This is a genomic window from Gilliamella sp. X-57 (assembly GCF_057063565.1).
The window spans coordinates 1-11,682 of sequence record NZ_JBXSQI010000027.1; the positions used below are offsets into that span (position 1 = coordinate 1).

At 35.1% G+C, this 11,682-nt stretch carries 8 protein-coding genes, 1 pseudogene and 1 CRISPR repeat array; of the genes and pseudogenes, 1 reads left to right on the top strand and 8 read right to left on the bottom strand.

Annotation, left to right across the window (positions count from 1 at the left end):
* Positions 1 to 25: 25 nt before the first annotated feature.
* The 3 genes and pseudogenes from ACYIAL_RS11375 to ACYIAL_RS11385 all read right to left on the bottom strand — a co-directional run.
* A pseudogene (locus ACYIAL_RS11375) lies at positions 26 to 277 on the bottom strand (transposase); the annotation flags it as partial.
* A 421-nt stretch (positions 278 to 698) separates the two neighbouring features.
* Positions 699 to 1,244 (bottom strand): hypothetical protein, encoded by a 546-nt coding sequence (locus ACYIAL_RS11380; protein WP_483751738.1) that lies wholly within the window; start codon positions 1,242 to 1,244, stop codon positions 699 to 701.
* Between the two features lie 21 nt (positions 1,245 to 1,265).
* The gene (locus ACYIAL_RS11385; protein WP_483751739.1) at positions 1,266 to 1,691 is read right to left on the bottom strand and encodes a hypothetical protein; all 426 of its coding nucleotides are present in this window, start codon (positions 1,689 to 1,691) and stop codon (positions 1,266 to 1,268) included.
* A 133-nt stretch (positions 1,692 to 1,824) separates the two neighbouring features.
* A CRISPR array of direct repeats spans positions 1,825 to 2,093; the repeat unit is 28 nt; unit sequence TTTCTAAACCGCCTATACGGCGTTAAAG.
* A gap of 401 nt (positions 2,094 to 2,494) precedes the next feature.
* Between ACYIAL_RS11385 and yccS the strand changes: the two genes are divergently transcribed.
* Complete coding sequence (gene yccS / locus ACYIAL_RS11390; protein WP_483751740.1) at positions 2,495 to 4,639, top strand: YccS family putative transporter; 2,145 nt, start codon at positions 2,495 to 2,497, stop codon at positions 4,637 to 4,639.
* Between the two features lie 294 nt (positions 4,640 to 4,933).
* On the opposite strand, the gene ACYIAL_RS11395 is transcribed toward yccS, so the two are convergent.
* The 5 genes from ACYIAL_RS11395 to ACYIAL_RS11415 all read right to left on the bottom strand — a co-directional run bounded on the left by ACYIAL_RS11395 (position 4,934) and on the right by ACYIAL_RS11415 (position 11,677).
* A complete protein-coding gene (locus ACYIAL_RS11395) occupies positions 4,934 to 5,221 on the bottom strand; it encodes a type II toxin-antitoxin system RelE family toxin (RefSeq protein ID WP_483747289.1) in 288 nt (95 codons plus the stop codon).
* The gene (locus ACYIAL_RS11400; protein WP_483751741.1) at positions 5,218 to 5,469 is read right to left on the bottom strand and encodes a type II toxin-antitoxin system Phd/YefM family antitoxin; all 252 of its coding nucleotides are present in this window, start codon (positions 5,467 to 5,469) and stop codon (positions 5,218 to 5,220) included. The genes ACYIAL_RS11395 and ACYIAL_RS11400 overlap by 4 nt, the downstream gene beginning before the upstream one ends.
* A 290-nt stretch (positions 5,470 to 5,759) precedes the next feature.
* Positions 5,760 to 7,931: a hypothetical protein gene (locus ACYIAL_RS11405; RefSeq protein WP_483751742.1), complete on the bottom strand. Its 2,172-nt coding sequence runs from the start codon at positions 7,929 to 7,931 to the stop codon at positions 5,760 to 5,762.
* Positions 7,928 to 9,112, bottom strand: coding sequence for a VWA domain-containing protein (locus ACYIAL_RS11410; RefSeq protein ID WP_483751743.1), 1,185 nt, complete (start codon positions 9,110 to 9,112; stop codon positions 7,928 to 7,930). Before ACYIAL_RS11410 ends, ACYIAL_RS11405 begins: the two co-directional genes overlap by 4 nt.
* A 9-nt stretch (positions 9,113 to 9,121) precedes the next feature.
* Entirely contained in the window at positions 9,122 to 11,677 is a 2,556-nt protein-coding gene (locus ACYIAL_RS11415) for a DUF5682 family protein (RefSeq protein ID WP_483751744.1), read from the bottom strand.
* Positions 11,678 to 11,682: the final 5 nt, after the last annotated feature.

The following is an 11,682-nucleotide window of genomic DNA, read 5'->3' on the forward strand; positions in this document are numbered from 1 at the left end:
TTACGTGCCCTTGTGGGCACTAAAGCTTTTTTATAATTTCTTCCTGAAGCTGGGATTTTAAGCTCAGTTCGGCAAACATCTGCTTAAGCTTGCGGTTTTCGGCCTCCAGCTCCTTTAAGCGTTTGATGTCTGAAGTTTCCATTCCGCCATATTTTTCCCGCCATTTATAGAAAGTTGAATTACCCATGCCATATTTACGACAGAGCTCCTTGACAGGAATACCGGCTTCAGCTTCTTTTAAAATAGATACAATCTGATGTTCGGTCATTTTTTTCATAATTAAATCCCCTTTACTTTTATCATAGAGAATTTTCTACTTTTTTGCTGTACTATTTTAGGGGATAGTTACATTAGCGATGTGATTTCTTCTGCCATAGTTTCTCCAGATAACAAAAAAACCCGCCAAAGCGGGTTAGGATCTAATAATATTTGATCTAAAATTAACTTATTAATAAATAACGATTTTAAATTTAAAGTGTTTGTCCAGTTATAATAAAGTTATTATTAATCATTACATTAAAAACTTAAACTGCATTTGGTTGATCACTAGTTTTTTCATGATAATTGTTAATTTTTAGAAATTTTTAATCTGATGATAGGCAACACTCTATTCCAATCATCAATAATATTTTTTGGCTGAATGTGTACCGTTTCTCGTTCAATAAAATAACCAATAAAAACCCTCTTAGAGGGTTTGATTATAAGTGCGTAGCTATTTCTCTAGCCACATCTAAAGCGATCTGATCCCACGCATACTCAATAACCGAAGTAACTTTTGCATCTTTTACACCGCTATCATTCTGCTTAGTAGAAAATTCCTTAGTCCACCTATTGCCTGATAATTCAAATGTTACATTTAAATATACACTCGCACTATCAATATTCGTTGCTCCATAAGTGAATTTTGTTTTAGCATTATTAACTATTAATGTTAACTTTCTACCACCAGAATTTAAATCTGCGTACGTGCTAATTGCTTCTTCTATTCTTGATGAAAGACCAATGCCGATTGGAATTCTAGTACGAGTTCCACCACCAACAAACCCTGATGCCCCTTGTATATCAATTCGTGACGTAAAATCATTAGGAATCCATGTAATATCTAAGTTTTGTTTTTGAGTTATATGTATCTCTGATTTTATTTGCTTTAGTGATTGATAAGACAACCTATCACTAAATTGATGATGAACACTGCAACCAGAGAAAATAAAACCTAAACACGTTAATAATAATAATTTTTTCATACTGTTTCCTTATAAATGGCTTTAATATAAAGTCGTTGGTGTTATATCTGTATTTCCATTTTGATCTATAGATAATCTGAACACTTTTCTTTCTCCATCTTTAAAGGAGAATTCACGTTCACGGCGTGGAGGATTAAAGCTACATAATCCACTTCCCTGAAGAGATGAGCCTATTATTATGTTGCCACTTGGCGCATACAGTGAAACACGTTCTTTTACTTCTAATTCAGCGACTTCTTGACCATTAATAAATACATTTATATAGCAACCACTTCCAACTAAACCTTTGTCTCTTATTAATACTAAATTAGCATAATTATCGACTTTGTTCTGATAGCCAAATATTCTCTCCCTCGGTACATCCTTTATTTCATTTAATGAAAGAGGAGTTGTTGAGCAACCAGAAAGAAAAGAAACAATAACGACTAAAATTAATAATTTCTTCATACCATTCTCCTTAGTTTTTTGGTAATAGTATGAAATTTATTAACTAAGAGCAACAAAAAACCGCCCGAAAGCGGTTTATGTCTGCCTATTCGGCGGTGAACACTTGTTGCCATTCACTTGTCGAAGAACTCAATTTCTAAACCGCCTATACGGCGTTAAAGGAACGCGGCACTGACAACCATAGCCATTGGGTTTTCTAAACCGCCTATACGGCGTTAAAGATTTTAACCAACCTGCTGGCGGGGTCGTTGTTTTTCTAAACCGCCTATACGGCGTTAAAGTTGACACAAAAATAAATTATTACGACGGTGATGTTTCTAAACCGCCTATACGGCGTTAAAGTGAATGAATATTCACTGCCACAAAATGGACAGTTTCTAAACCGCCTATACGGCGTTAAAGTAGAAATTAATATTCCATAAATCTCGCTGTATAAAGATAAACAACAATTTCAGTTTTGAAAACCCTTTTTTTTGACCTTTTTTCAACTTATTGATTTTATTTTATTTTAAATTAACGGTAAAAAAAGGGTTCTAAGGGTCTTGAAATCAAAACAAACCTGTTAAAATAAAATCAATATCTTTACTAACCTATTTTTGAGTAGCGCTTAGATTGTTTTTTAATGAAAAAAGTGCTTAAAATAAAAAACACAGGCTACCACCCAAAGGCATACTTTTAATTAATTGATTTTATTTGCTTTTTAAAGATCTTTTATACTCAAAAAATAAACAATGCTTTCCCAAAGTTCTACAATATAGTATCCTACTAGCTATCATTTCAACTCAATCAAAGCCCAGTACGCCGTGCAAACATTCATTTTGACTTTACGTAAAGTCTTTTACAGCAGTAATCTTCTTTTTAGTCTACGAATGTTAATTAGTTTAACCGGTTCGACGTTAGTTCCGTGGTATTTTGGACAAATTTCCCTCGTTATCCCACTTACGCTTGGTGTGGTGGCAGCGGGTTTGACCGAGATCGATACGCGTTTATTAAGTCGCTGTATTAATTTAATCCTTACGTTGATCTGTTTTGCTATTGCGACCTTTTCGGTCGAGTTGCTATTTAATTATCCTGTGTTGTTTATTATTGGTTTAGTATCTTCGACTTTTATCTTTATTATGCTTGGTTCACTTGGGCAACGTTATGGAGTAATTGCCTTTGGCTCGCTTTTGATAGCTGCCTATACCATGCTTGGGCATAATTTATATACCGATAATTATACTTTACCTTGTTTTTTATTGCTCGGTGCACTTTGGTATAATGTTGTTTCGTTAATTGAATCTATCATCCAGCCCATTCGCACAACCCAACAATCGTTATCAAGCTGTTTTATTTATTTAGCACAATATCTTGACGCTAAGGCAGCAATGTTCGACCCAGATGAGTCTGATGGTTTTAAAAAGCAAACTTTGCAGTTAAACAATAGCAATAATCAGTTGATTAGTGCTTTTAATCATACTAAGCGTTCGTTATTTAATCGTTTAAAAAGCTATCGCGGACAAGTTTATATTAGAAAGATGCTTAGCTATTATTTTGTGGCGCAAGATATTCATGAACGCGCCAGTTCAGCGCATGGGAATTATCAAGCACTGAGTGTACATTTTAAGCATAGTGATATTTTATTCCGGTTTGCACGTATCTTAAATTTGCAAGCCAAAGCTTGTGCCCAACTCGCAATGGCCATTAAATTAAATCAGACTTATCAGCATGATCCGCTATTCTCACGTTATTTTTCGTATCTTGAAGAGGCGATTAACCAGTATCATGCTAGTAATACGGCAAATCTGCTAATGATTAAGGCGCTGAAAAGTTTGCATCAAAATTTGCTCTCAATCGATCTATTACTTACCAATATAGATACTGAACAGCATCTGTCAAAAGATCAAGAAGACAATCAGTTAATTGACGAAGAGTTAATCCGTTTTCATGATATTTTTATCAAAATTAAAGGCAATTTGACGATTAAATCGGCTCTGTTTCGTCATGCGATTCGTATGTGTGCGGTGTTTTTTGCAGGTTATATGGTCATTTATTTTTGTGACTTGCCACATGGTTATTGGATTATATTAACCAGCTTATTTGTGTGCCAGCCTAACTATTCCACCACAAAACATCGGTTAAAATTGCGTGTAATAGGCACTATTTTAGGGATCATAGTAGGTATTCCGTTAACGTTTTTATTTCCAAGCGTACCAGAACAGTTAGTGCTAATTATTATTACCGGTTGGCTGTTTTTTCTATTTAAGAATTCGCAATATGCTTATGCCACGGCATTTATTACGTTACTGGTGTTTTTTAGTTTTAGTTTGATTGGTGAAAGTAGCATTGCGGTTGCGATTTCACGCATTATTGCGACGTTGATCGGTTGTTTTATTGCTTGGTTTGCCGTGAGTTTTATTTGGCCTGATTGGCAGTTTAGAAATCTACCTAAACTGATCGATCGTGTTTGTCATGACGATAGCCAATACTTGGCGTTAATTGGTTGTCAGTATATGTCTGGCAAAACCAATGACCCACAATATCGATTAGCAAGACGTGCAGCGCATGATAGTAATGCGGATTTATCCTCTTTAATTAGTTTGATGACTAAAGAGCCGCATATGAATCCAGCAGTTATTGATCAGGGATTTCGTTTATTAACGCTGAATCATACGTTGATTAGTTATCTTTCGACTTTAGGTGCCCACCGTGATAAGTGTATTTCAAAACAGACGCTCGATCTATTTGATGATTTGTCGGTTTATATTATTAATCTGTTAAACGATAAAAAGATAGATAGCAAATACCAATCTATTAAACAGTCCATTGCTGATTATATTGAGACAATTTCGGTGCTTTCGACTGATGATGAGAAAGCCAATAATGATCTGTTAGTGATGCAACAATTGGCCTTGATTTTGGATATTTTGCCCGAGATTGTCATGCTTGCTAGTGAATTGGAAAATTAAATGGTTTAATAAAAAGTTAACCTTTAAGCCACGCTATTAGCATTCCAACAATAACGTCATTATTATTTGATTGATAAAAATGTTATATACCCAAAATATAAATTGAACCGTATTTTGTATAAAATAATCACTTTCTCAAAAACTTAAAAAAAGCTTTGGTCAAAAATTGCAAATAATCTCACTAGAGAAAATAGTTTTTAGTAGATTTAATTATGGTAGGGATATTTGATAGATAGATTTATTCACACTATTGCACCTGATTTTTGCCATTATGATTAAATGAATATATCCAAACTATTTCAATCGATTACTCGCTTGATTATAAACTTCGTTACGCTCTCTTTTTCCTACAGCTACAACAACAATAATTAACACGTTATCTTGAACTTGATAAACCAATCGATATCCTGATGCCCTTAGTTTTAATTTGTAACAATTAGCCATACCTCGTAACTTATTACTTGGTATATGGGGGTTTTCTTTGCATTTTAGTAGTTTTTTTGCAAATTGTTGTTGTATTGTTCGATCAAGTCGCTGCCATTCTTTTTCCGCATCCTTTCTAAACTTGATGGTATATTTCATAAAAAACTTTCCAGATCAACATCAACCAGCGGTTGTTTTTCTCGCTCCTTAACTAATGCGATTAATTCTTGATCATCAATCATATCAAGCATTTTTTCGTAAAGTTCAGCTGGAACACAGTAAAATGTAGGTTGATTTCGGTTTAATATCGCAACGGGTAATCCTTGCCCCGCATTTATTGTTGCCATTGGATTCTTTTTTAATTCACTGATGCTGGCAGTAATATTACTCAAAATAATATTAGTCATACTTATACATTCCTCTTTTATTATGCATGTTGAATATAACACCCTAAAGACCTGTTAACAAGTCTCTTGTTGATAGTGTCGTAGGTTTTAAAGTTTAAAATAATTCTAATTTTGTATTATTTACAGTATTAAACTATTTAACCTTAGGTATCAAACTGATGTGTTAGATTGATAACATTCAAAAACCCCATCAAGCATAAAATAATATCGAACCATATTGAATATTAAACGCTAAAATACACAATATTATTTTCTACCAGAGTTATGTAATAACGATAAGGTATTTTATATCATAAATCACTAAGCCGTATTGGCAATTGATAGTTTGTCTTTTTTAAGAGATAACATAAGTAAACCGCTTGTAAGATATGAGTTATGGCTATTTGTGGCTGACTGAGAATTTTTCTTAAAACGGTACTTAGAGTGTTTAATCCTAAGGTATCGCAATCATATTGAAGCGTGGCTAGTTGTTGTTTTTGCTCTATCAATAATTCAAGTCGTCCAGAACTTGTCACACTCTCAAGTATCGTTAAAAGCGGTTGAATAATTGAGGTTGTAAACGAATCTTTCATATAATGATTTTCACCTAGCTGCTGTTTATGTGCTAAATAAGTATTTGTGATAAATTTTTGTTTAAAGATGGATTTTTTGTTTTTATACCAGAAATCTTCAAAATCAAGGCTTAATGTTTTGATCTCTCCTGTTAGTTGATCTTTGTAAAGCAATGCAAAAGGTTCTAAATCTAAGAAGTTATCATTTTTTACACAGTTAGCAAACACGGTTAAGGGTTGATTGTTAGTTTCTAAAAAACTTGTTAGAACATCAATACGCAATTTTTCATATTCATCCCAAAATATGCATAAAAACAGGCTATTTCCATCATTATCAAGCACTTTCCAAACTAAATTTTGTCTAATTTCGTCTATATAAGGTTTATTTGAGCTGGCTATATGAAGAATTAACATCTCATTAAAAGGAGAATCATCTAAACTATTATCTTGTAAATAGTCGCTCAATATTGACCAATTTTGAAAGCCTGCTTTTGATCTAAACTCATGGTAATTTTCATCACTCCATGCTGTTTCTTGTAAAGTAACAGTCGATCCATGACTCGACAACTCGCCACTATCTGATACACGAGGTTGATGAAGCTTTATTGCTTTTTGCATTAACATATAGGGAGATGTTTGCCATATTGACATACTATTCCAAACCATTAAGCGATTAAAATTGATATCGTTTTTATAGGATCTGGCTAATGTGGTTTCTTGGTATTGTTGTTTTTCATTATCCCAAAAGTAGAAAGTTGCGCCAATCGCCCCTGTTTTACTTTGCCACCAACGCCCACCTAATGGCAAGAGATCAAGTGTTTGTAATTCTGTTTTATATTGGCGTTTTATTCGACCTCGCAATTTGAAAAGTTGCTCACCCTGATGATGTAATAACATTTCGGTATAGGCTTTTACCTGCCCCAAAAAAAGGAGTATATCTTGCTCTTCGACAGTAAAGTGACGTTTGGCAAGTAACTCAATTAATTGGCAAAGATGCCGAAGCATTGCAGCCAAACGAGGTAATCCTTGCGATCTTGCCGACATATTGAGTAATTGTAGCTGTTCAGCTTGGCTATGGCTCACATGAGACAAACCTTGGTTAATAAGTGTATAAATATGCTGTTGAATCTGTTTAATGAGCGTAATTTCATCAGCAGAAAGCTGATCAACCTCGTGCATTATGCTTTGTCGACATTCTATTGGCCACGTCCATATTTTGTTATTTTGTTCAAATAGATAAGCAATAACCGCTAAATGTACTGCCATTTTTTGTTTTGTGGGGAATGCTGAAATCATCCCAGCAAAACCAGTGCCTGCCATATAAATAATGGGAGTATCACTCTCTGGTACAATAATTCGTATTTGTGAATCTTGATATTCAATTGTCACTAAGGGATTTTTTTGCCAGTCACAAACCAATTGGTAAGCAGTAAACATATTGGCTTTGCCGGCTTTTTTTAAGAGTTTGCTGGCATCTAATGACAATAATTCTGTTAACACATTAGCTAAAGGTCTTATTGTTTCAAGCTGTTTTGTACTTATTTTATTATCAGAATTATGCGAATCATTGGATTGATCTAATGGCTTAATTTGATTGTCATCATCGATGTTATTGCTATCTGTAATAGGATCTAACAATGAAGCATTTGATTGTAACCATAAAACAGCCGATATAATGTGCTTACAATGCCCGAGAGCGGGGCAATTGCAACTGGCAGCCTGAATACCTTGAGCTGATAACCTGACTTGCTGACCATCCGCTTCGAATTCTAAATAATCTTTATTATTTTTTTCAACTAATGTAACTTTATTAGCCTCGATATCTTTACGCGCACGGCGAACTAAACCAATATTGGCATAAAGTGCCAATGCCTCTTGATCATAATTTAAATAAATATGTTGCCAACTCATTGCATGACCTCCGCTAACCAAGCAGCAAAATGTTCTGGTGTTAATGCGGCAATTTGCATACCCCGATTAGCTAATTGCTGTGAAATTTGCAGATCATAAACAGGATCAGCATTATCATCTAACGCTGCTAAACCTAACATTTTGACTCGATTACTGTTCATTCTTGAAACGGTTGTATAAAGGTGAATTAATGCCCCGCCTTCACAAAAATCACTAATTAATACCACAATGGTTCGTTGTGGATTTTTAATTTTTTGTTCAGCATAATTAAGTGCTTTGGCAATATCAGTGCCACCACCTAACTGGACAGTCATTAAAACTTCAACAGGATCATGGGCTAAGTGAGACAGATCAACAATTTGAGTATCAAAAACCAATAGATGTAAGTTAACAGAAGGTAATTTAGCCATAATACTGGCACAAACAGCAGAATAGATAATTGAGCTATCCATTGAGGCGCTTTGATCAACACATAAAATAATATCCCATGGTAAGTGCTTATTGGCGCGAGAATTAAAAATCGCATTTTCAATAATCATTTGCTGTTTTTGCTGATCAAAATGTTTTAAATTAGCCTTAATTGTTGCTCGCCAATCGAAATTTTGGTTACAACATATTTTAGAACGACGAAAGCGATTTTTTTTGCCAGCCAAAGCATTAACAAAATTGGATTTGATTTTTTGTAAAATCTCATCAACAACTTTTTGAATCAGTTCTTTAACCGCTAAGTAGACTTCGCTTTTTAATTGTCCTCGCAAATTCATTAATAAACGAACTGAATTTATATTCGCTTCTAACGCGTGAATAACATTAGGATCATCTAAAATTCCTTGCAACTGATAACGGGCAATCGCCTGCTGTTGCAGACGTTCAAATGTGCTTTTTGGAAACAATTTTCGCGTTTTATTAAGCCAATTTACGGTATTAAATACCGAATTTTCATTGCCACCAGGTGAAATCTTTTTTCGAGCGCTATCCCTATTATCCTCACCACCTATTTTCAGACCTCGCTTACGGTATTCATTCTGATAAAGATAATTTAATGATTGTTCTAAGTTATGATCATGTTGGTTAAATGTTGCCTGATTAAGATGTTCATCAGCATATTTTCCTAATATTAACCGCCAGCGCTTAACATGATTAACATTATTGGTATCAATGATTTTTTTATTGTCACTCATGCTAAATCCTTACTGTTTAAACCAATCTTGTAGCTGTTGTTGCTCAATATGTTGGCAGACAGATAATTCCAAAGAAAGTGATTTTTGTAAGTCTTCGTCACTAAATTTATATTGTTGAAAACTCAGCTTTTCTTTTTGGGCGTTATATTTTTTAGAAATTTTTTCGGCAATCATTGCATTTTGTTTAGGTGTGAGTTGTGTAAATGCAAGCCGTAAATCAGGAAGTATTTTAATAAATTGCTCTTGTTCCCAATGCGCTAATAACTCATCAAGCCTTGTTAATAATTGTGAGGAGTGGATAATTAATTCAGGCGCACATTGCATTATCCCCATAAAATAGCAACTTGCCTGTTCATATTGAGCACCTGAATCAAAAGCCACTTTTATTTTATGATCGAGTTCTGATTGACTGATTTGACAGTCCAAATAAGCAATACTATCAATGGCTCCACAAATCAATGGCGCTGTGTTTAATCGCGGTTGTAAACGATACAAATTTAAGTAAAAATCCTGTTTCAACTCTTTTACATCCAGTTGCTCTGGTAGATTATTGATTAGATTTCTAAATAATAATAATGTTTTTAAATTTTCTTGTTGTTGCTCTGTATCAGGTTGTTTTAATGCATCAAGCAAGAAAAAAGCTTGTTGTGGCACTTTAGCTAGCAACGCTAGCAAAGTTGAGCTAGCATTAAGCGCTAAAAAGTCCCGACCTTGCCATAAATAGAGCAAACGATGCCCACAATTTACTACTGACAATAAATTATTATCGACGTCTAGATAAGTTGATAACTTAGCCAATAATTGGGTAAAGTAGGATTGTAATCCCATTAAAGCGGCTTGTATCACCCCTTTTACCGCACTCTGACAAGAGTGTGCTGTCCCTTCTTCAGTTAATTGTTCCATCGACTGTTGTAATTTTTGTAAAGCAATCTGCTCAAGTTGGGTGCCTTGCTCTGATAGCTCAATTAGCCTAGCTTCAACCATCGGTGTCCATAGATATTGCCAATCTTCGAACATAATAGTTAATCGCGTACCATACTGATAATTGGGTCCATCAAGACGATTAGCAAATCCAACGTCTAAAAAAGCAAGCAGATGTAAAAACCGGCTTCGTTGCCGATGCTCTGGTTTACGGTAAATATCAATATGCGTGATTTTAGGTAATGTATCGTCCAACTTAAAACGGTATTGTTTAAGTGTTGCATAAACTTGATTGACAAGTGGCGGGGATGCTATGTTGTCAGGAATTTGCCCTAATTGATTGCCCGATAAACTACGATAAACTATTTGCCAAAAATCACTGCGTACATCGTGAATGCTCCCTTTGATAAAAGCCGATTGCATACCATCAAGCAAATCATAACGCCCAGGGCCGTAATGGCCTCGAAGTTCGGCTAATAAGCAGGCTTGTTCAATCGCTGACTTTAAGGGGATAAAGCCAATAGCATCACTATCGCTTTGCTTTTTTCGCAGTTTATCAGCGATAGCTGACAAAAACTCAAGAGCTTGCGCTTGGCGATAACCTTGGGTTGTTTGTGACTGGTTAGGGTTTTGTTCATAAGCCAACATCGATAGCCAAGATTCTTGATAATAAGCAGGAGAGTTCATCCCTGCGGTATAACCATTTAATACATCAAGACGATCAAAACTATAACGAATAAGCCAAGTTCGATCCCGATCGCCACTTTTTTGCTGTCGATTAAATCGGGTAATATCGGATTTTTTCGGTAAAACAAGCTTGTTTTGCCATAATCCTTCAAATAATGCTAGCGTATGAAATCCACCTGTAACTACCACAATTTTCGCATCGGGTGTTGATTTTTTTAATCGCCCAATGACAGTTAACATATGCTGCTCTCGCTGGCTAGAGCCTTCTGCTTCGAGTGATGATGAATCGTAATCAAGCCTCGCCATTGCACACCAAATAAAGGTATCTTCAAAAAATGTTTGCCAATCAGCAAGATCGGTAAAATTTCTTAATTCAAATAAATGTTCCCAAACTTCGTCATGATCGCGACAATGTAATTTTTTAGCTAATTGAGTAATGTATTGACTATGTTTTAAATAGGTCTCAGAAAGTAATGATTTGCTCTGCTGTGGTGTGAATTCTTGGGTCACTTGTTCTGCCCAAGGCAGATCAATAAATTGAATCTTTGCATTGTATTGTTTTGCCAATTGTATTGCTTGCCACTCTGGGGAGTAACTACAAAATGGATAAAATGCGGAGCGAGTAATTTGATGCGCTGGCATGTTCGCCGTATCATCTTCTTCATATTCATCATTCGTCTCAAGAACGATTTGATCTAATTGAAGATCTGTTTGACAAAGTATAGCAATGGGCGGCTGTGTCTTATTATTTAGTAATTCCTCAAGTATTGCTGAAAAGCTAGCAGGTGCTTCAATCAACACATGAGTCGGCTTAATTTGCGTGATCAACTGCCGCAAAGCATAACTACATGCAGGACTATGATGGCGCACAGGAGCAAAATAGATCTGCTCTTGTTGTAATGCATCTCGACATGTTAAAGCATTTTGTAGGCGTTGTGGTAATGGTGATCGAGCCATAATGA

Coding starts and splice junctions, on each gene's coding strand:
- ACYIAL_RS11380 (WP_483751738.1), bottom strand. CDS start 1,244: ATGAAAAAATTATTATTATTAACGTGTTTAGGTTTTATTTTCTCTGGT.
- ACYIAL_RS11385 (WP_483751739.1), bottom strand. CDS start 1,691: ATGAAGAAATTATTAATTTTAGTCGTTATTGTTTCTTTTCTTTCTGGT.
- ACYIAL_RS11395 (WP_483747289.1), bottom strand. CDS start 5,221: ATGAAATATACCATCAAGTTTAGAAAGGATGCGGAAAAAGAATGGCAG.
- ACYIAL_RS11400 (WP_483751741.1), bottom strand. CDS start 5,469: ATGACTAATATTATTTTGAGTAATATTACTGCCAGCATCAGTGAATTA.
- ACYIAL_RS11405 (WP_483751742.1), bottom strand. CDS start 7,931: ATGAGTTGGCAACATATTTATTTAAATTATGATCAAGAGGCATTGGCA.
- ACYIAL_RS11410 (WP_483751743.1), bottom strand. CDS start 9,112: ATGAGTGACAATAAAAAAATCATTGATACCAATAATGTTAATCATGTT.
- ACYIAL_RS11415 (WP_483751744.1), bottom strand. CDS start 11,677: ATGGCTCGATCACCATTACCACAACGCCTACAAAATGCTTTAACATGT.